The 22,260-nt window shown below is 35.6% G+C and carries 10 protein-coding genes and 8 pseudogenes; 3 read left to right on the top strand and 15 right to left on the bottom strand.

Annotated elements, in window-relative coordinates; genetic code table 11:
* The first annotated feature begins 194 nt into the window (after window positions 1-194).
* A complete protein-coding gene (locus ACEWFJ_RS09895; protein ID WP_473691869.1) occupies window positions 195-1,544 on the top strand; it encodes an APC family permease in 1,350 nt (449 codons plus the stop codon).
* 255 nt (window positions 1,545-1,799) lie between these two features.
* On the opposite strand, the gene ACEWFJ_RS09890 is transcribed toward ACEWFJ_RS09895, so the two are convergent.
* The 3 genes and pseudogenes from ACEWFJ_RS09890 to ACEWFJ_RS09880 all read right to left on the bottom strand — a co-directional run.
* The gene (locus tag ACEWFJ_RS09890) at window positions 1,800-2,387 is read right to left on the bottom strand and encodes a DinB family protein (protein WP_473691867.1); all 588 of its coding nucleotides are present in this window, start codon (window positions 2,385-2,387) and stop codon (window positions 1,800-1,802) included.
* 34 nt (window positions 2,388-2,421) lie between these two features.
* Window positions 2,422-3,276: pseudogene (locus tag ACEWFJ_RS09885) on the bottom strand (ATP-binding protein); the annotation flags it as partial.
* A pseudogene (locus tag ACEWFJ_RS09880) lies at window positions 3,274-3,675 on the bottom strand (LytS/YhcK type 5TM receptor domain-containing protein); the annotation flags it as partial. The pseudogenes ACEWFJ_RS09880 and ACEWFJ_RS09885, both read right to left, overlap by 3 nt.
* A 519-nt stretch (window positions 3,676-4,194) precedes the next feature.
* On the opposite strand from ACEWFJ_RS09880, the gene ACEWFJ_RS09875 reads away from it, so the two are divergent.
* On the top strand, window positions 4,195-5,217 hold the full coding sequence (locus ACEWFJ_RS09875; RefSeq protein ID WP_473691864.1) for an endonuclease/exonuclease/phosphatase family protein: 1,023 nt from the start codon (window positions 4,195-4,197) through the stop codon (window positions 5,215-5,217).
* 121 nt (window positions 5,218-5,338) lie between these two features.
* Here ACEWFJ_RS09875 and ACEWFJ_RS09870 read toward each other — a convergent pair.
* Window positions 5,339-5,910: pseudogene (locus tag ACEWFJ_RS09870) on the bottom strand (hypothetical protein).
* 195 nt (window positions 5,911-6,105) lie between these two features.
* On the opposite strand from ACEWFJ_RS09870, the pseudogene ACEWFJ_RS09865 reads away from it, so the two are divergent.
* A pseudogene (locus tag ACEWFJ_RS09865) lies at window positions 6,106-6,812 on the top strand (IS6 family transposase).
* A gap of 449 nt (window positions 6,813-7,261) precedes the next feature.
* Here the strand turns inward: ACEWFJ_RS09865 and ACEWFJ_RS09860 are convergent.
* From ACEWFJ_RS09860 to ACEWFJ_RS09810, 11 genes and pseudogenes are all read right to left on the bottom strand, one after another.
* Window positions 7,262-8,811: pseudogene (locus ACEWFJ_RS09860) on the bottom strand (class I adenylate-forming enzyme family protein).
* 240 nt (window positions 8,812-9,051) lie between these two features.
* Window positions 9,052-9,604 (bottom strand): annotated as a pseudogene (locus ACEWFJ_RS09855) (IS6 family transposase); the annotation flags it as partial.
* Between the two features lie 277 nt (window positions 9,605-9,881).
* A pseudogene (mutL, locus tag ACEWFJ_RS09850) lies at window positions 9,882-11,803 on the bottom strand (DNA mismatch repair endonuclease MutL).
* Window positions 11,804-11,811: 8 nt separating this feature from the next.
* A pseudogene (mutS, locus tag ACEWFJ_RS09845) lies at window positions 11,812-14,480 on the bottom strand (DNA mismatch repair protein MutS).
* Window positions 14,481-14,608: 128 nt separating this feature from the next.
* On the bottom strand, window positions 14,609-15,160 hold the full coding sequence (gene cotE, locus ACEWFJ_RS09840) for an outer spore coat protein CotE (protein WP_473691862.1): 552 nt from the start codon (window positions 15,158-15,160) through the stop codon (window positions 14,609-14,611).
* 282 nt (window positions 15,161-15,442) lie between these two features.
* Entirely contained in the window at window positions 15,443-16,555 is a 1,113-nt protein-coding gene (locus ACEWFJ_RS09835) for an RNA-guided endonuclease TnpB family protein (RefSeq protein WP_473691860.1), read from the bottom strand.
* An 11-nt stretch (window positions 16,556-16,566) separates the two neighbouring features.
* Window positions 16,567-16,965: an IS200/IS605 family transposase gene (tnpA, locus tag ACEWFJ_RS09830; RefSeq protein ID WP_230576261.1), complete on the bottom strand. Its 399-nt coding sequence runs from the start codon at window positions 16,963-16,965 to the stop codon at window positions 16,567-16,569.
* 206 nt (window positions 16,966-17,171) lie between these two features.
* Window positions 17,172-17,603, bottom strand: coding sequence for a YlbF/YmcA family competence regulator (locus ACEWFJ_RS09825; protein WP_098309735.1), 432 nt, complete (start codon window positions 17,601-17,603; stop codon window positions 17,172-17,174).
* A gap of 3 nt (window positions 17,604-17,606) precedes the next feature.
* The gene (gene miaB / locus ACEWFJ_RS09820) at window positions 17,607-19,136 is read right to left on the bottom strand and encodes a tRNA (N6-isopentenyl adenosine(37)-C2)-methylthiotransferase MiaB (protein ID WP_473691858.1); all 1,530 of its coding nucleotides are present in this window, start codon (window positions 19,134-19,136) and stop codon (window positions 17,607-17,609) included.
* Between the two features lie 328 nt (window positions 19,137-19,464).
* Window positions 19,465-20,331: a 2-oxoacid:ferredoxin oxidoreductase subunit beta gene (locus tag ACEWFJ_RS09815; protein WP_473691856.1), complete on the bottom strand. Its 867-nt coding sequence runs from the start codon at window positions 20,329-20,331 to the stop codon at window positions 19,465-19,467.
* Window positions 20,318-22,075, bottom strand: a complete 1,758-nt coding sequence (locus tag ACEWFJ_RS09810) for a 2-oxoacid:acceptor oxidoreductase subunit alpha (protein ID WP_473691854.1) — start codon at window positions 22,073-22,075, stop codon at window positions 20,318-20,320. Before ACEWFJ_RS09810 ends, ACEWFJ_RS09815 begins: the two co-directional genes overlap by 14 nt.
* Window positions 22,076-22,260: the final 185 nt, after the last annotated feature.

Raw genomic sequence — 22,260 nt, 5'->3', positions numbered from 1 at the left:
ATTTTTGTGAATTTTTTCACATATAAATATAGAAATACTTTGTATTAATTTCTATAAAATTGTGAATTATATCACAAACGAAATTAAATTTTTATAAAGCACTATTAAAAAAATGAGAGGATATACTATTAAAATTGAAATAAAAATGAATTCATCAGAGATTGTATGTATTTTTCCAAACAGGAGTGATTATTATGTCACAAGCACAACTAAAAAAAGAAATTGGCTTCTTTGCAGCATTAACCACTGTTATTGGTACCGTTATTGGGGCAGGTGTATTTTTTAAGCCTACTGCATTATACGGTGCAACCGGAACAGCGAGTTTAGGATTACTCGCATGGGTAATCGGTGGAATACTCACTGTTTGCGCAGGTTTAACTGCTGCTGAATTATCGGCAGCTATTCCTGAAACAGGTGGAATGATGGCATATTTAAAGCGTACTTATGGAAACTTAACTGCTTTCCTACTAGGCTGGGCACAAACAGTCATTTACTTCCCAGCCAATATTGCAGCACTTGCTATTATATTTGGAACACAAGCAGTTAGTTTATTTGGATTAAATGCAAATGAACATAAAATGATGATTATTGGAATTGCTGTTGTTACCGCAACATTTGTAACGCTGATGAACTTCTTAGGTGCGAAAGCAGCTGGAGGAATTCAAACCGTATCGACTATATGTAAACTACTACCTTTAGCATTACTTATTATTTTTGGGTTACTACACAAAGGCGACGTGACTCTTCAACTGTTTCCAGTGGAAGCAGGACCAGGTAAATCAGTTATATCCGCGCTTGGGTCTGGCTTACTTGCAACAATGTTTGCTTATGATGGATGGATTCATGTAGGAAATATCGCTGGGGAAATGAAAAATCCTAAAAAAGACTTGCCTAAAGCAATCGTAATCGGATTATCTACTGTTATGGTTGTTTACTTACTTATTAATATTGCTTTCCTTATGGTTATGTCTGCAACATCGCTTGCAGGAACTGATACACCTGCATCTGAAGTAGCGACAATTCTGTTTGGAGCAATGGGAGGAAAATTAGTTACAATCGGTATTTTAATTTCCGTATTTGGAACAATCAATGGATATATCATGACAGGAATGCGCATTCCTTATGCAATGGCATTAGAAAACAAACTACCTTTTAGTAAATGGTTTGCTACATTATCTAGCAATAGTCGAGTTCCTTATAATTCTGGATTATTTATCTTATGCGTTTCTATCATCATGATGGTGATCGGTGGATTTAATACTTTAACAGATATGCTAGTGTTTGTTATATGGATATTCTATACAATGACATTTATAGCAGTATTCATTTTGCGTAAAAGAGAACCAGAACTTGTGCGTCCTTACAAAGTACCTCTATATCCCATTATACCGTTAATATCTATTATCGGCGGATCATTTATCGTTATTAATACTCTTTTCACACAAACGTCGCTAGCATTATGTGGTATAGGCTTAACTGCTTTAGGTCTTCCAATTTACTTTGCAATGCGGAACAAGCACGTTCAAGTTAAAAATAATGACTAGTAGTGCTTTATCTCATACAAAATCATCTAGAAAAATATGTAGAGACATACAATTAAAGAACATACAAAACAGCATGACATTTTACTGTCATGCTGTTTTGTATATTTTACAACAAATAAAAAAAGTAATCCTCTCAATCCAAGTTATGTGCACAATCATTTTTCTAAAGCAATTAAAAAAGCTGGTGCAAAAAAATTCGCTTTCGCAATTGACGTCATACACATACGTCACTTATGTTACTTCTTGGGGAACATCTCAAAATTGTACCTTTTTCTTATCTTCAGCACCAGATTCATTAATCATGTCGCTATAATATTTTTCGATAATTTTATAATGGTGCTCTTCATGTATTGCTAAAAGTTGAATAGCCTGAATTAAGTTAGGATAGTTGGCCATTGGATCCAAGAACACAATATGTCCAGCAATATCTTCTTCAATATTTATAACTAATTCTCTCAATTTATCCGTCTCATTTAACAGCAATCTCTTTAACTCTTCTTTATCCATAGTATGAATCACTTTTTTCCGTGGCACTAAAATGAAAGGCGCTCTCATCCCTCTTCCATGCTTCTCTTTATATTCTGCATAAATATCATGTATTTGATTAGCAAATGATTTCTTTCTTCTCATTTTTGCATACGGAATAAGAACAAAAGAAAATTTTGTTGCAACTTTAACCATTCTTAAAATTAAATATAGATGGTATATGTGCTCGCCAATAGACCATTTTCCTTCTTTTTGATCCCATAGTTTATCATTTGAGATAAATTGTATTTTTTGAAAAAAACAATGTCGTTGCTGTCTTAATGTTTGAAAATGGTGTGTCATACTTTCAGATTTCATCTATTAACTCCTCCATTTTATTTCATAAGAATTATTAGCAAGGTATAATGATAGAAAAATGTGTTCCTTTTCCTTTTTTACTCTTTATTTCTATATCTCCGTTTAATTCTTTAATGATGCTATAAGCGACCATAGTGCCAAGTCCGGTTCCTTTTTCTTTAGTTGAATAAAATGGCATGGCAATTCTTTTAATTTCTTGAGAAGACATTCCTATTCCTGAATCAATAATATCAATTACAATATTATTTTTTATTTTTTGTATATTAATTTGTAATACTCCACCATTTTGCATAGCTTCAATTCCGTTTTGTGCAATGTTAATTAAACATTGTTTTAATTTTTCTGGATTAGCATTTATGTATACAGAATTTGTGATATTGCTTTTTATTTCAACATTATGTGAGAGTGCAAGTGGTAAAATACTATTTTTTACTTGATGAAAAAGTTGCTTAATATTTATCGATTCTTTTATTATATTTTGTGGTTTTGTTAAAGATAAATAATTATTAATAATGCACTGTACTTTTTCTAGTTCGACTAACATAATTTCCAAGTAGTTATCTTGAGATGCTTTTAAGGTTTCACTTCTATGAAGTAATTGAGCGAATCCGTATACAGTAGTGATTGGGTTGTTGATTTCATGTGCAATAGATGCAGCTAACTCACTAATTAGACAAAATTTCTCTGCTCTTTGAATTTTTTCTTTCATCTTAAACTTTTCTATCATTCCTTCTACCAAATAAATAGATAATAATCCTGTGAAAATATTAATTATTATATAATTAGCTAATAATTTAATAAAATCAAATTGTATTTTACCAATTATTTCAATTTGATTTATTACAGCAAAAACCGAAAGAAAACTGGTACAAATTAAAATAAGTAGTATGTTGAATACTGTTTTTTTTCTTTCGAAATGAATGCGGAGAAAATGATGAAATATTGTAATAGTAATTATAAAAATACCATATATAATAACTGATGAAAAAAAGCCAGTTCCACCTAAGTAAAATCTATATGAAAAATATACAATACTGATAAAAATTATACTTCTTGTGTTTCCATATAGTAAAACTAAAAGAATAGGAATAAAGCGCAGATCATAAATATACCCAGCGTGAAAATGAATTGGGAAGGTCATACAAAGAATAATTGCAATGGATGCAAGAAAAGAAATTAATATATTGTTGCGTGCTTTTTTTTCAGTTTTGTCTAACCAAAACACTTGATAACTAAGGATACAAATTATAATAATAAATGCATTTAATAGTAGTGTAGAGATCCACATGTTTTATCCCTCCCTAATTCTTTGTAAAAAAAGTGAAAGAAAAGGTAAAAAAGCACTCTTTCAAGTGCTTTTTTACTGCTTATATTAGAATTGATGGTAGTAAAACATTCTCTAAAGGGAATGTTTTTATTTCCCTACAAAAATAACCTTAAAAATACTCTTTTTGTAGGGAAATGCAAGAAGAAGCAAATAACGATAACGACCGACAATCACGCACTTTTTGAATATTCTGTTAATTTTAAGAGGATATCACCACCTATCTTGTGATTGCTCTTATAATAACATGAAAATCGTCATGTTGCAACAAAAAAACAGAAAATTCTATCTTTTTAGTCGTTTTTTGTATTAAATTGTAGAATATTTTATTTTTCATATAAAAAATAGAAATTCCCTTCAGATTTTCTGAGGGGGATTTTCTATTTTTCTAGATAGATTGACTACTGATAATGAAATGCTATGTAAATCTCACATGTATATAGTATTCATTATGAAAATTTCTGTTAAAGGATAATATTGTTTTTGTTTACATATGAGTTTTTCAGTCTCTCAAATTCAAGGGATTTTTACGTAGTTTTTACAAAATTCTTATATTTTGACAATAAAAATATTTTACTCTTTAAAAGTAAGTTAATAGAAAACTTTGAGAGGGTGTTAGACTTGTTTAAGAAATCATTTATTTTTGCTTTTATTTTATTGCTGATTCCTATGTTCTCGTACAACAGTAAAACGCTTGCGGCAGAACCGCCCGTATTTGAAAGAGGCAACGAGGTTGGAATTAAAGTCATGTCTTATAATATTCATCATGGAGAAGGTACAGATGCTATTTTGGACTTGAAAAGAATTGCAGAAGTTATTAAACAATCAGATGCTGATATTATCGGTTTGCAAGAAATAGATAATCATTTTTCGAAGCGCAGTAATTTCGAAGATCAAGCAAAATGGTTAGCAAATTATTTAGGAATGCACTATGCATATGCTGCAAATCTTGACTATGAACCTTTACAGGAAGGAGAACACCGTCGGCAATATGGAACGGCCGTGTTAAGCAAATATCCTATCCTTTCTTCTCAAAATCATCTGCTCACTAATATTCCATATCCAGTAAACCCGACAGAGCAGCGCGGTCTTTTGGAAACTGTGATTAACGTGAAAGGAAACCACATTCATTTCTACAACACTCACCTTGATCATAGGAGATCAGAACAAAGGGATCTGCAGATAAGAGAAATACTCGACATTGCAAAACAAAAAGAAGGAACAAAAATCTTTGCGGGAGACTTCAATGCCGCCCCTAAAAGCACGGAAATTCTGAAGATGACTGCACAATATAAAGACGTATTTGCCGAACTCGGTCAAAATGAGGACTATACTATTCCTGCAGATAAACCAACAAGTCGCATCGACTATATTTTTACTTCTGAAGATGTCAAAATTCGTACTGGGGAAGTCATAGACACTCTTGCATCTGATCATTTACCAATCACTGCAGAGCTCGTACTGACAAAAAAAACGCCGTTTAATAATGGAGTAGGCAAAAACTAACCTCTAATAAGGAACTACCGATAACATTGATTACGTGAATGAAAAGTCCCCTCAGATTTCTGAAGGGACTTTTCTAAGTTATTACAACGCTTATTCATTTGAAAAGACCTCCACCCCAATTTCAAGACAGCACCTGATACAACCTATTTATGAACATTCTACAAATCTCTGCGAACATCCAGCAGTAAAGAAAACTTAATATAAATATTAATGCAATAACCTTTGGATCCATAGTTGTATCAACCGTAGGACCTAACACCGGAAAACGGAATACGTACAGGATAATCATAATCCCCACGAGTAAACATGCTGCTGAAAAAGAAACGACCATCATTCTCCTCTTTAATTGTAAAAAAGCCACACTCAGCGTTACACCTAATAAACCTGTTGTAAAGGGAAAGATAATAAGTTCACTCGGCTGGATAATAAATAAGAGGAAAATCGTAAGGATATAAGAAAGGATTCCTTGACGGATAGAAAAGCAAGTAGCTAAAAAATAGGTAATGTCGCTAGACAACTAATTAGAAATCCTATCCCCGGCATAATGCCCCCTGCTGATTGAAATATGGTAGCAAATGTACTTAATAAGGCTATGATTACCAACTGAGTTGCAAGGGCCATCTTTCTTACATGAAGAAAATGTGAACCTGTCCCTATCATTGATTGACACCAATAACGAACAAACCGTTTCATTGAAATCCCCCTCAAATATCCCATTTGCCACTTCCTATACTATTCATTGCCTTGTGTTTTATGCAGTATTACTTGTCAATCAGTCGGAATGAGGACTACTCCTCTATGAATAATTAAAAATAGGGTTCTGGTGCAAAAAATCTCTTAAACTTGGACATACTGATATTACTACTCTAGAAAAGGTGCGTGACCAGTATGGAAAAGGAAAATTTGTTCAAATGGAAGCATTATCAGCCTGAACTCATCTTATTAATAGTAAGGTGGTACCTACGGTACAATTTGAGCTTTCGAAACCTAGTGGAAATGATGGAAGAAAGAGGTGTATCCATTGCTCACACAACGATTATGCGCTGGGTTCATCAATATGAATCTCAATTAGAAGAGAAAGTACGACATCATCTTAAATCAACAAATGATTCGTGGAGAGTCGATGAAACCTATATTAAGGTAAAAGGGCAATGGATGTATTTATACCGTGCAGTCGATTCAGAAGGAAACACGATTGATTTTTATCTGAGCAAGAATAGAAATGCTAAATCAGCCAAGCGCTTTTTCAAAAAGGCCTTGGCTTTTTCGCATGTGTCCACTCCTCGTGTCATTACTGTAGACAAGAATCCAGCTTATCCAGTAGCAATTGAGGAGTTAAAAGAAGAAAAAAGATGCCAGAAGGCATCCAAATTAGGCAAGTGAAGTATCTCAATAATATAGTGGAACAAGATCACCGGTTTATTAAAAGGCGAGTTCGCTCTATGTTAGGATTCAAGTCATTTAAAACAGCAATTTCTATATTGAGTGGTGTTGAAGCCATGCATATGATGAAAAAAGGACAACTTGTTTTACTGGACAAGTCTGCCCAAAATCAAAAACAATTTATTCATAAATTGTTTGGTTTAGCTTCATAAGCTAGAAATGTAGAAGAAATTGCTACTCTATGTTTCTAACTAACATTTTTGCACCAGAACCATTATTAACCTATTAGAAAACATAAACGAATTATCTATGTTATTGCTACTTCTATGTTCATTCTTTTATTATTGGCACTTGAAAAAGACCAAGCGTGAAAGAAAACTTTCTTCATTTGAATTTTCGATGTTTATAATAATTAAACTTGCATATTTTCTTTGGGCGGGTAGTTATCTACTCCTTTTTTTAGATAGAAATTTTGGATAGAAATTATTAAACAAACAGGTACGTTGGTTTTAACAAGATTGGGGAAAACCCTGATAAATGGGGTTTTCCTTAATATAAGGCAATTTTTCAACATTAAAATTTAACAGAGCCATTTTATAAAAAAATAGCAACTGCTTAATCAACGCAGTTGCTTTTCAACTTGTTTCCGTAATAGAAAAAATTAATTAATATGAAAGATTCCTTTTCTATCATTTGCAAAGGAATCCCGCAATGTTGTTTTTAATATTTTCCCCGATGGGTTGCGTGGGAGTTCATGGACAAAGTCTACCGATTTTGGTTTCTTATAGCCGGCTAATTTCCCTTCGCAGTAACCAATGATATCTTCTGCTATGAGATTAGCCCCTTCTCTTTGTACAACAATGGCTTTAACCGATTCCCCCACACGGCATCCGGTACACCGATCACCGCAACATCGAGAATCCCGGGATGTGAATAAAGGACTTCCTCAATTTCACGCGGATAAATATTAACACCGCCGCTGATCAGCATGTCTTTCTTTCGGTCTACAATATAGTAAAATCCATCTTCATCCTGCAGCGCCATATCTCCCACTGTAAAAAAACCATGATAAAACGAAGCGGCGTCAGCATCCGGATTGTTATAATAGCCGTCTAAGTTGTACGGTGATTTAAAATACAGCTCCCCTACTTCACCGTTCGAAATCGGGTTCTTCTCGTCATCCAAAATTACACATTCCACAAGCGGGAAAGGATGTCCCACTGAACGTTCTTTCCGGCAAATGTCACCCGGTTTAATGTTCAGTGTAATCGCACTTTCTGTCGAACCGTAAAATTCGTTCAAATCGGCCTTTTTGAAAAAGTCCAGAATATCCAGTTTTGTTTGTGTCGGCAGCGGCGAGCCTGCTGAAATCAACACACGCATAGAAGAAATGTCATGCTTTGCTTTTGTTTCTTCCTTCGTGTTGATCAAGAAATTGTACATCGTTGGTGCAAGGAACGTGTTTGTGATCTGGTATCGCTCAATGTCTTCAAGCACTTGTTCTGCATTAAATGATTCATGAATGACAAGGGTGCCGCCCACGAGCAGCTGCATAACAAGAAAAATCCATGGGGCTGCATGATAAACGGGCCCGGCAACAAGGTGAATATCTGATTCGTCGATCTTGTATTCATAAGCTGCGGCCATTCCTGTCAGTATTCGGGATCGATGGGAAATGACCACTCCTTTTGGCTTTCCGGTCGTACCGGAAGTGTAGCCCAGATAGAAAGTATCTTTCTCATGAACCTCAATGTTCGGTTCCGCATCACAGCCTGAAGCAAGAAAATCTACATACCCTTCCATATTTTCATTGGACGCACCACCCACTACCAGTATAGTGTCTAATTGAGAGTTTTTTGGAAGCAACTCTTGGGCAATCCCTTCATATTCTTTTGAAATAATGAATCCCCGGCTTTCAGAGTTTCTTAGTATATATTCTACTTCCGGTTCAACCAGGCGATAGTTTATCGGTACAATGATGACTCCGATTTTGGACAGCCCGGCCATGATCTCGACATAAGCAGCATGATTCTTTAACATGACAGCTACTTTATCGCCTTTTCGAAAGCCACGATCCAAGAAAGCGTTTCCGATTTTGTTAGCGCGAATGTTTAACTCTTCATATGTCTTGATTGTATCTTGAAAAATAACAGCAGGCTTATTTTTGTACTTACTTGCATTTTGCTTTATAACTGTACCAAATGTCAGCATACTCTTCACCAGTCCTCACTTAAATAAATATAATTTTAAGAAAATTATATCATTTTAAAACAATCTGGTAAAAATTAATTTTACCTCATATCTATTATCGTGCATCTTATGCCCAGCATTAGTTATTGACTGAGACCCTTGCTTTAATTTAAAAACACATTAAAAAGGGTTCTGGTGCAAAAATAAAATAAAATAAAATAAAAGAGAATAAAGCGCATATATTCCTAACGGAATCGTATCTTATGCTGCAAGTCCAAACAATTGATGGATGAATTCTTTCTGATTTTGGACAGACTGGTCCCGTAAATCAATCTGTTCTTTTTTAATCATATGCATGGCTTCTACTCCAGAAAGAATGGATGTAGCTGTGTCAAAACATTTGAACCCTAGCATAGAACGGATTCGCTTCTTTATAAAGCGATGATCTTGTTCTACTATGTTATTCAAGTATTTTTGTTGTCTAAGTTGCATACCATCAGGTATGCTTTTCTCTTTTTTCAACTGTTCAATTGCTATAGGATAAGCTGGATTCTTATCGACTGTTATAAAACGAGGCTGCGAAACATGAAAAGAACGCAAAGCTTTCTTGAAAAAGCGCTTTGCAGCCTTCTGGTCTCTTGTTTTGCCTAGGCAAAAATCGATTGTGTTTCCTTTCGAATCAACAGCACGATACAGATCCTTTTACTTTGATATATGTTTCATCGACTCTCCAAGAGTCATTTGTTTGTTTGAGGTGACGACGGATTCGTTTGTCCAACTCAGGACCATACTGATGAACCCAACGCTTTAAAGACAGAATTAGAAAAAGAAGCTAATAACTTCAAAAGGCTAGCTAAAAACACTTGGCAATATTCACTTTATGAAGAATTATCCTCTAATTCTTGGTTTATTAATGAAGCATTAGCCTCTCCTATAACAAATTTATTTAAATGATGATTCAGTAGTACTAAATAACTATCTGGATTCAAATAAAAAACGCTTCAGTAGTCTGAAGCGTTTTTTCATTATATGGATTCAAATTTATCTTATCAACACCTAGTAGCGGACTTTTCTCCATTTGAACAAATCCCCTACATTACCCTCTTAAACATCTTCTCCAGTTCATAAGTCGAATGATGCACAATAATCGGTCTGCCATGCGGACATGTATAAGGATTTGTTGTTGTTCGCAGTTCTTCTAATAAGGCGAAAATTTGATCGTTCGTTAAATATTGATTTGCTTTAATAGATGCCTTGCAGCTCATCATAATGGCTGCTTCTTCGCGCAGTTTTTTAATATCAACTTTTTTCAATTTCAATACTTGCTGCATCATTTCATCAATGATTTCCATTTCTTGTCCTTTTGGAAACCATGTTGGATGTGAACGTACAATGAACGATTGATGGCCGAATTGTTCTAGGAATAATCCTACTTTTTTCAGTTCTTCTAGTTGTTCTTCTACTCGTAAAAATTCATTGAGTGATAGATCAATTCTATATGGAACAAGTAATTCTTGTACCTCTGGTGCAACTTGTCCTACCTTATCACGGAAATATTCATAGTTAATGCGCTCCTGAGCTGCATGCTGATCAATCATATATAACCCTTTATCGTTTTGAGCAAAAATATATGTTCCGTGCATTTGTCCAATTGGATAAAGCGGTGGTAAATCGTTTCCGTTCATTTCGATTTCTTGCACTTCTTCCAGTTCTTCCAACTCAAAATCTTCCTTACGCTCTTCCCACTCATTCTCTTGTGGAAGCGGTTCTTCTACAATTGGCTTGGACGGTTGCCAATTGTTTTCTTCTTTTACGAGAGATTGTGGTGGCTGCCATTCTTGCTTTGGTGGATTCCAAAGCGGTGACTGTTGCTTTGGCTTTTCTTCTTCTTGCTCATCCATTCCACTTGGTAAAACAATATTTGGCATCGATGGTTCTTTCGGTTTTGTATGCTCAAATTGAAACTGTTCCTGAACACTTTCATCTTTTTCTTTTTTCTTTGTCGTAACACCAGCATCAGGAATGAGTTGAATCTTTTTAAAAGCATCTTGCAATGTTTTTTCAATAAGCTGTAATAGCTCCTGCTCTTTACTAAATCGAACCTCTAGTTTTGCTGGATGAACGTTCACATCAACTAACATCGGATCCATTTCAATTGATAAAAAGCCAATTGGATAGCGTCCGACAGGTAGCAATGTGTGATAGCCTTGCTGCACAGCTTTCATTAAGACATAATTTCGAACGTAACGACCATTTACAATCGTTGACATATAGTTACGAGATGCACGCGTTACTTCTGGCAACGTTACATAACCACGAATCGTAAAGTCTAGCGATTCTGCTTCAATTGGAATTAGTTTTTTCGCGACTTGAATGCTGTAAATTGCAGCAAGAACTTGTCTTACATCACCATTTCCTGATGTATGAAGCAGTTTTTCTCATTGTGAAACAAACGCAGAGAGACCTCTGGATGTGATAGAGCAATGCGGTATACAATATCCGTTATGTTTCCAAGCTCTGTATGAATCGTTTTCATATATTTTAAACGTGCTGGTGTGTTAAAAAACAGGTTTTGAACCGTAATATCTGTTCCTTTACGGCTCGCTGTTTTTTCTTGTTTCAAAATCTCGCCACCTTTAATAACAAGGTGTGTTCCTGGCGCATCCCCTGTGCTCGTTACTAACTCTAATTCACTAACAGATGCAATACTCGGCAATGCTTCACCGCGAAAACCAAGCGTCCGAATACGAAACAAATCATTTTCATCTTTAATTTTACTTGTTGCATGTCGTTCAAAAGCAACGATACAGTCTTCTTCAGCAATTCCATCTCCATTATCGATGATGCGAATTTTCGATAATCCAGCTTCTTCTAAGTGGATTTCAATAGATGTACTATTCGCATCGATGGAATTTTCGACAAGTTCTTTTACAACTGAAGCAGGTCGTTCTACTACTTCTCCCGCTGCAATTAAGTTAGAAAGTTGATCATCGAGTTTGCGAATTTTCCCCATCTACTTACTCATCCTTTCTTCAACTTTTTCTGTAAACGGTACAGTTCATTTAATGCTTCTAGCGGTGTCATATCTAGTAAATCTATTTTTTTGATTTGTGTTAATACTGCCGCTTCTTTTGAATCGAGTACAAACTTGTCTTCTTTTTCCGCTGTTTGTTCCACCGCAAAGAAGGATAGCTGTGATTCTTCTTCCACTTCTTCTTGCGGCAATGCCTCTAGTTCTTCTTTCACGACTACAGGTTCTTGTACGATTTCTTCTGGAACTTTGACTTCCGTTCGTTTTGGAATGGTTACTTCCTCTTGACCTTCAAGCTGCGCTAATACTTCTTTGGCACGAGCGATTAAGCTATCTGGCAGCTCTGCAAGCTGAGCAACGTGAATTCCGTAACTCTTATCTGCTGCTCCTTCTTGAATTTTATGCAAGAAGACAACTTTTCCGTTTTCCTCAATTGCTGAAACATGTACATTTTTTAGTTGATCTAAACTTTCTTCTAACACTGTTAATTCATGATAGTGTGTTGAAAATAACGTTTTCGCACCAATTTGATCATGAATATGCTCAATGATTGCTTGCGCTAATGCCATACCGTCATACGTAGATGTACCACGACCAATTTCATCAAATAAAATTAAGCTTCTTTCCGATGCATTCGCAATCGCATTTTTTGCTTCTAACATTTCAACCATAAACGTACTTTGGCCTGAAATTAAATCATCTGCTGCCCCAATTCTCGTAAAGATTTGGTCAAACACAGGGAGTACAGCTTCTGCTGCTGGTACAAAGCAACCGATTTGCGACATAACAGTAATAAGTGCTAATTGACGCATATACGTACTTTTACCGGACATATTTGGACCAGTAATTAAAAAAACATCCATATTTTCAGGCATTATACAATCATTTGGAACATACAACTTGCCGTTTAATACTTTTTCAACGACCGGATGACGGCCATCTTTAATAAAGATTTCTCGTTTACTCGTTAATATTGGTTTTACAAATTGTTCTTCTTCACTTACAGTTGCAAAGCTTTGAAGGACATCTAGTTCACTAATAATTTTCGCTAATTGCTGTAACTTCGGAATAAACACTTTCACTTCTTCGCGAAGAGCCGTGAATAAATCATATTCTAACTGAACGATTTTTTCTTCTGCTTCTAAAATCAATGTTTCTTTTTCTTTTAATTCGTCTGTAATAAAACGCTCTGCATTCGCAAGTGTTTGTTTTCGTTCATAGCGTCCTTCTGGAAGTGCGGTAAGGTTTGCTTTTGTAACTTCAATATAATAACCAAAAATACGGTTGTAACCAATCTTTAATGATTTAATTCCTGTTATATCACGCTCACGTTTTTCAAGCTCTGCAATCCATGTTTTTCCGTTTTTACTTACATAGCGATATTGATCTAATTTCTCACTATAACCGTCTTTTATAATGTCACCATCTTTTATAGAAAGTGGCGGATTTTCTTGAATACTTCTATCTAATAACGCCGTTAAGCTTTCACAAGGATCAGCACCTTGAATTAAGTTTGCAGCATAAGAATTATCTAACAGACTAACTGCCTCTAAAATAGCCGGAACTTGCATTAAGGAACGCTTTAATTGCAGTAAATCACGCGCATTGACATTTCCATATGAAACTTTTCCTGCTAACCGTTCTAAGTCGTATACTTCTTTTAATTTTTCTTTTAAATCTTCACGTAAGAAATAATCGTTCACAAACGTTTCAACCATCTCTAAACGTTCTTCAATTTTTCTTTTTGAATGAGTGGACGTTCCATCCACTGTTTTAACATTCGTCCACCCATTGCTGTTTTTGTTTTATCTAACAACCATAATAGGGAGCCTGTTTTTTCTTTTGTTCGAATGGTTTCTGTTAGCTCCAAATTACGTTTAGAGTGAACATCAATCTTCATAAATTGATTTGTATAATAAATTTCAACCGGTTGCAGGTGATCTAGTGAACGTTTTTGTGTTCGTAAAACATAGTTAAATAAACGTCCAACTGCTGCAATTAATTTCGTTTGCGTTACATTTTGAACGAGGTGTATAAGACTCTCTGGAATTTTCGTTTCTTCCTCATATGAAACTGTCATTTTTAATGTTGCTAACATCTTGTCCAATTCTTCCTTAGAGAACGTGGAAGATACGACAATCTCTTTCGCACCCGTTGCATATACTTCTAGTAATACATCTTCAAGTGTTCCAGTTAACAATGTTACTGTATTTTGACCTGTTGTTAAGTCATTACATGCTAATGCATAGGAACCATCTTCAAAATGTGCTAGTGCTGCGAGAAAATTATTTTCCTTTTCATCTATTGTACGACCTTCCATCATCGTTCCTGGCGTAATTAACTGAACAACTTCACGGCGCACAACACCTTTTGCTGTTTTTGGATCTTCAACTTGTTCACAAATTGCTACTTTATATCCTTTTTCAATCAGTTGTTCAATGTAGTTTTTCGCAGCGTGATACGGTACACCGCACATCGGAATCCGTTCGCTCCCGCCCCCATCACGACTCGTCAATGTAATTTCAAGTTCATGTGCTGCTTTTACAGCATCCTCAAAAAACATCTCATAAAAATCGCCTAATCGAAAAAATAAAAAGGCATCTTGATAATCTGCCTTGATCTTTAAATATTGCTGCATCATCGGCGTGTACTGTGCCATTTTGATCCCCCATACGTCTTTCTTTTTCACTTTAAAAATATATTATAACACAATTATACACGAATGATTTTGTTCCATCATCTGAAACATATACAAAAAGCTAGGAAGAGATTCTCCCTAGCTTCAACTTATTCTTCTTCCTCTATGATAAAGTTCGGATCAAGTTCTTCAAACTCATCATCATCTACTTCAACTTCAACTTCAAATTGCTGATCATCTTCTTGACAGCCCTCCGGATTCACACTCACACAAATTTTTGTTTCACCCACGACTTCTATTACAAATTCCCGTTCCACAGTGACAGCCATTTTGTTTCCATTTGGTGAAATAACAGCTTCTAAACAATTTGGATGTTGTACGACACGTGCAACAATTTCTAAATCTTCCCCAGAAAAGTTCTTATCACGATAACCAATGTTCACATCATCTGTGTAATGCACACGCTCTGTCACGACTTCTGTTTTCGTATTTTCTTCATACGAATACCATGTGTTAATATCGTAGAATCCTTCGATTTCTACATGCTTTCCATTTTTATTTGCTTCATATGCATGGTTAATAACCCAACACCCCAAAATACTTGTCGGCGGATGATTCGGTGTAACAGTGTGGGTTGTTTTCATATACTTACGCCCTTTTCCCACAACTGCTTTCGTAATAATTTCTCTAAATTCAGACATACGAACCCCTCCTCAATGAATGTTCAATTCATTATATGCGGGACAAATGCGGAATGTGTTATTCTTTTTTGCAAATGCTCTGTCCTGCTCATTATGTAACGTGAAACTTCTACTTTCTAGAAGGAGATAATACATTATTGCCTAGTGAACTACCCGCCACTTAATGCTCTTACGAGCTGTTTGAAGTGGGGGCTTCTCGGTTAGTCGTTACTTTTATTAGCTAACGAATTAGTCGTAAGACCGCGAGCTATCTCCCATGTTCCATAGGTTTTTTGATACGATTTATGATAATGCTAACAAGCGTATCGCTTCATTTTTGATGTTGATTGCAGAATTATAATCTCTATCTATTGATGTACCACAATCACAAACATACACTCGTTCAGATAGTGCTAAATCCTTTACGCTTCCACAACTACTACATGTCTTTGTAGAAGGAAACCATTTATCAATTTTCACAAGTTGTTTGCCTTGTTCTTGTAACTTATAGGCTAAAAAAGCCGTGAACATCCCCCACCCATTATCAGTAACACTTTTTCCAAAGCTAAGTGCTCGTGACATTCGTTTCATGTTCAAGTCTTCGATTGCTACAACATCAAAGTTGTTAACTAATTCTTTCGACTTATGATGAAGGAAGTTCTTACGTTGATTTGCTACTTTTTCATGCAATTTAGCTACACGAATACGTTGCCTATTCCAACGCTCTGAGCCTTTTGTACGTCTTGATAATACTCGTTGGGCCTCTGCTAATCTTTCTAATACTTGACGGTAGAAGCGAGGATAATTGGCTTTCTCATTCTCACTACTAACATATAATTCAGACATAGCAAAGTCTAATCCAACAACAGTTTCCACTTTTTTCTGCACGATTTCTTTTTCATACTCAGTCAAGATAGATACATAGTATTTCCCAGTGGGTGTCATGGAAATCGTGCATGATTTAATCACATGGTCTTGGGGTATTCCTCTATGTTGTTTGATCTTTACAAGCTTCAATTTCGGTAATTTGATATGACCATTCAGCAACATAATATTTCCGTTGACCATATTCGTTGTATAAGATTTTCTATCCTTTTTGCTTTTGAACGTTGGGAAGTCATTTTGACCACTAAAGAAATTTTTATAAGCAGTTTGCAAGTTTAATTGAGCATTCGCTAATGCTAATGAATCCACTTCTTTCAACCATTCAAACTCTGCCTTGTACTTTGCAGGAGTAGGAAATTTTTGTTTCTTTAGTTCTTCTTTATTCCCTTTGTGCTTCTCATACACTTCTTTTCGTTCAGCTAACATCTTATTGTATACAAATCGCACACACCCAAAAGTTTTATTTATAAGATGTGCTTGTTGTTCTGTTGGATACAAACGAAATTTGTACGCTTTATTATGTATTGTCATATCATTTCACCTCACTTTTCACCTTGATTTTCGATATACTTTTTTACTACTTCTATTGGTGAACCACCAGTAGTGAGTAAGCAAAAACTTCTTGACCAAAACATCTCTTTCCAAAGTTTCTTTTTCACTTGTGGAAAGTCTCTCTTGATTAGTCGAGAACTGGCACTTTTATACGCATTGATGAACTTTGTTATTTCTGTATTTGGATGTGCTTTGAATAAAATATGAACATGGTCATTGTCATGATTCCACTCAACTAAAGTTATGTTATAGCTTTCTGAAAGCCTTATAAACATATCTTTTGCATAGTTAGACATATCATCATCAAATACATTTCTTCTATATTTCACAACTAATATAAGATGATAATAAAGTGAGAATACTGAATGGTTATTACTATCTAACTTCATTGATATACCAACCTTTATGCTTTATAAGGCTGATTATATCAGAGTGAAAATAAAAATAATAGCAAGTACTTTTTGGCTAATGCCAAACCGAAATTCATCTCCCACCTACCGTTGAGCCATCGCCCTGCACACGCTTGAGGAAGGAGAATTCTTTCGGGTAAAGCGTTAAAATGAAACAAAAAGAGATGTCGAATTCGACATCTCTTTTAACAGCCACATGTGCCTTTTTTATTTGCTACTTCAGCACCTGTTTCTCCTTTTAATACATCGCCGCCAGTTGAAATTAAAATTTCATCTGTGACCTTGTTTGAAATTGTACTTGCGACAAGCTGCAATAAATCATTTACATATGTTTGAGAAGATTTAAACTGCTGTACAACTGGAATTTCATCCAGTTTATCTTGCAACGCATCAATTTCTGATTCTACTTTTTTTAGCGCTTCCCATTTCCCATAATGTTGTAGATTCACTGCTTGTTTTTGCAAAGCTTTAATTTCATCAATCGTGCGTTTTACATTCTCATTTTTATGAATCTGCGCTTCTGCACGTTTAAAGAAATCAACTTCTTCTGTTTCAGAAATCATTTTTGCTAATTCCTTCGCTTGCTCTACAATTTCATCTTTTGTAAAGATTTTCATCTATTATTTCACCTCGATCGGCTCCTCAACCAATTCCCCGTTTAGAGACCAAGTTTTTGCTTCTGTTATTTTCACTTTTACAAGCTGACCGATTACAGATTTTGGAGCTACGAAGTTTACAAGTTTATTGGCACGTGTATAACCTGCAAGTACATCAGGATTATTTTTACTCTCTCCATCAACAAGCACTTCAACAATTTGTCCTTCATACCCTTTATTCTTCTTCGCAGAAAATTCATTTACTAACGCATTTAAACGTTGCAAGCGTTCTTTTTTCACTTCCATCGGTACATTATCCTGCATTTTAGCAGCTGGTGTGCCTTCACGTGGTGAATAAATAAATGTATATGCACTATCGAAACCTACTTCGTGATATAACGACATCGTTTCTTCAAATTGTTCATCTGTTTCATTTGGGAAACCGACGATAATATCAGTCGTTAGTACTACATTTGGAATCGCTTCTTTAATTTTACGTACAAGTTCTAAATAATGCTCACGTGAGTATTTACGTGCCATAATTTTCAACATATCCGTACTTCCAGATTGTACTGGTAAGTGAATGTGTTCAACTAAATTGCCGCCTTTTCCAAGTACTTCAATTAAACGATCATCAAAGTCGCGCGGATGGCTTGTTGTAAAACGAATACGTGCTACGTCAATCTTACGAAGTTCATCCATAAGATCTCCTAAACCATATTCCATATCTTCAAAGTCTTTTCCGTATGCATTTACGTTTTGACCAAGTAGTGTAATTTCTTTATAACCATTTGCTGCTAAATGACGCACTTCTTTAATAATGTCCTCTGGACGACGGCTACGCTCTTTACCGCGAGTATACGGTACAATACAATATGTGCAGAATTTGTCACATCCGTACATAATGTTTACCCACGCTTTAATATCCCCACGGCGTACTTTCGGAAGATTCTCAATGACATCTCCTTCTTTTGACCATACTTCAACAACTGTCGCTTTCGAGAACATAGCATCTTTTAAAATGTATGGTAAACGGTGAATGTTATGTGTACCGAATACCATATCTACATGCTGATGTTTTTGCATAATTTTGTTTACGACAGATTCTTCTTGTGACATACAACCGCAAACACCGACTAAAAGATCAGGATTTCTTTGTTTTAAAGATTTTAAATGACCAAGTTCCCCGAATACTTTATTTTCAGCGTTTTCACGAATTGCACATGTATTTAATAAAATCACATCTGCATCTTCTGTAGAGAATGTTGGTTCATATCCAAGAGTTGTAAAGATACCGGCCATTACTTCCGTATCATGCTCATTCATTTGACATCCATAAGTACGGATATAGAACTTTCTTCCTGTACCAAAATTGCGAAACTCTTCAGGTAAGCCAAAATCACGCTCAATTTTAATTTCTTCTTTTCCGCGTGTTTTCGCATCCTTTAAAGAAGGTGGCTGATATACACTTTCAAAATATTTACTGTAATCTTTTTCTGCTTTTTTAGTAGTTGAAGTTGCTTGTTGACCTGCTAATCGTTGCTCTTCGTTCATGAATAATCTCCTTTCAACCTTACATATACACAGTTTTGACTTTTAGTTGTTGTTTATTTTGTCTTTATAAAAAGCCTATCGCTTCATTCCTATACACATTATTATAGTATAAAGCGTTCAGTCAAATTAAACAATAGAGAGGCCTTGCATTCATGAACGATTTTACCTGATACTAAAGGGAGGTGAAGAGCTCGTATATAATGTAACTCTTATTTATTATTTTATCATTCTGAATTTTCTTAGTAAAGGAAGTATACCCCATCACAAAGATACTTTATCATAACTTTGCATTAGAAAAGGCTATCGAAATTCCGATAGCCTTCATATATTACATAAATTCTGCTACAAGTTCATCAAACATTTTTTGGTCCATTTGCAAATCAGCATGAACTAATGGTTTTTCACTATATCCTTTTACAAGCTCTTGGTAAGAAGGTTGCTCTGTATTTTGATAAATTAAACCTGTTACTAAACCTTTGTTTTCCATTAATGTTTGCATAGCAACCATACGATTAGATGGATCATATCCTTCTACTTCGCTAAGCTTTGTTAAATTCTCTTTAAACCAATCATACGTATTTACCTTGTTGTAAGTTACACATGGGCTATATACGTTAATAAGTGAGAACCCTTTATGTTGAATACCAGCTTCAATTAGCTGTGTTAATTCTTTTAAGTCACTAGAGAAACTTTGTGCTACGAACGTTGCTCCAGCAGTTAATGCCATTTCCATTACAGATAGTGCTGGCTCAATCGACCCTTGCGGCGTACTTTTTGTTTTAAAGCCCGCTTCACTACGAGGAGAAGTTTGGCCTTTTGTTAAACCGTAAATTTGGTTATCCATAACAATGTACGTAATATCAATATTACGACGAATAGAATGAATTGTATGTCCCATACCGATTGCAAAACCGTCACCGTCACCACCAGAGGCAATAACTGTTAAATCACGATTTGCCATTTTTACACCTTGTGCAATTGGAAGGGCACGTCCATGAATACTATGAACACCGTAAGAGTTAATATAACCAGAGATACGACCGGAACATCCGATACCAGAAATAACCGCTAATTCATCAGGATTCAAGCCTACATTTGCAGCCGCACGTTGAATTGCCGCTTGCACTGAGAAGTCCCCACAACCTGGACACCAGTTTGGCTTTACACTATTACGAAAGTCCTTAAATGTTGCCATTTAAAACAACCCCTTTTTTGCATTCGTTGTAAATTTCTTTCGGTAAGAATGGATTTCCGTCATATTTCAATAGGTTAGAAATTTTCTCACCGTGGCCAAGATTCATCTTCATAATATTAGCAAGCTGTCCAGTTGCATTGTTTTCTACAACGACAACACGTTTTGCACTCTTCACAAGTGGCAGCATTTCAGCTGTTGGGAACGGATGAATTAGGCGAACATGAGCATGGTTTACTTTTAACCCTTCTTGCTCTAAACGTTCCATCGCTTCTTCAATTGCACCACGAGTTGAGTTAAAGCCTACTAATAATACATCAGCGTCATCATATTTAGCATTTTTATATACAGGGGTATTGAATTTAATATTTTCCACTTTTCGGAAACGTTTATCCATTTGTGCATTGCGATTAAGTGCTGACTCTGATGGTTTACCTGTTTCATCGTGCTCTACGCCTGTTACATGGTGAATACCATTTTTCATACCAGGTACAACACGTGGTGAAATGCCATCTTCTGTTACTTCATAACGTTTGAAGTATGCTTTATTTTCACGCTCTGGTAACTCCGCATGTAAATCAAGTTTACCACGGCGAATTTCAACCTGTTCTAATTGAAGTGGTTCTACTGTTTGTTTGCCTAAAGAAAGTTGTAAATCTGTTAAAAAGATTACAGGAACTTGATATTCTTCCGCTAAGTTAAATGCTTCTACAATATCATAGAACGCTTCTTCAGCAGTACTTGGTGCCATGACGATTTTCGGAATCTCGCCATGCGTACCGTAAATCATTGCCATTAAATCAGATTGTTCTTGTTTTGTTGGCAAACCAGTACTTGGCCCACCACGTTGTGTATCAATGATAACAAGAGGTGTTTCTGTAATCCCAGCTAAACCAATTGCTTCCATCATTAGAGATAAACCAGGACCTGCTGACGCTGTTAATGTACGTACACCAGCATAGTTTGCACCGATTGCCATCGTACAAGCAGCGATTTCATCTTCAGTTTGAATAACAGTTCCTCCTACTTTTGGAAGCTTCTTAATTAAGTATTCCATAATCTCAGAAGCAGGCGTAATTGGATAAGCAGACATAAAACGAGCACCACCAGCTACTGCGCCAAATGCGATTGCATCGTTTCCAATCATAAACATGCGTTGTTTTCCATCTGCTTTTTCAAGTTGCATCATATTTACTTTTTCGCCTAGCAATTCTTTCATATATTGAGAGCCGCGTTTAATTGCTTCCATGTTTTTCTCAACAACTTGCTCTCCTTTACGACCAAAAATCTCATCAACAACTTCTAAATATACATTTTCGTCTAATCCTAATACAGCACTAGACGCTCCTACCGCAACCATGTTTTTCATTAAAGATGTACCAAGTTCAGAAGCAATATCCGTAAACGGAATCGCATATAAAGTTGCATCTGCTCCCTCTGGAATGCTTGGATTGAATTTTGCATCTGCAACAACAATCCCACCTGGACGTAGTTCGTGGAAGTTAAAGTCAATTGTTTCTTGATCAAACGCAATTAAGATATCTAAATCATCTGATATTGCGCGTACTTCTGTTGTACTTACGCGAATTTTATTGTTTGTATGACCACCTTTAATTCGTGATGAAAAGTGGCGATAACCATATAGATAATAACCTAATCGGTTTAATGCAATACAAAAGATTTCTCCTGTACTTTCAATTCCTTCACCTTGTTGTCCTCCAACTTTCCATGAAAGTTGACTAATCATCTCCTACACCCCTTTAGCTTCATACATTGTAGTGTATTTTTTTACAGTACTAGTTTAGCACTTTTTGAGCCAAGAAACTACAATGGACACAAATTATACCTCTTCTGATTTCAGTAAATGTTTTGCATAATCTTAATTCGTTTACAATTCTAGCTCTACCACTGTAAAAATGCAAGAATTTGATA

It is taken from the genome of Bacillus sp. EA-CB0995, assembly GCF_055814245.1.
This window is presented reverse-complemented; position numbering and strand designations above follow the sequence as displayed.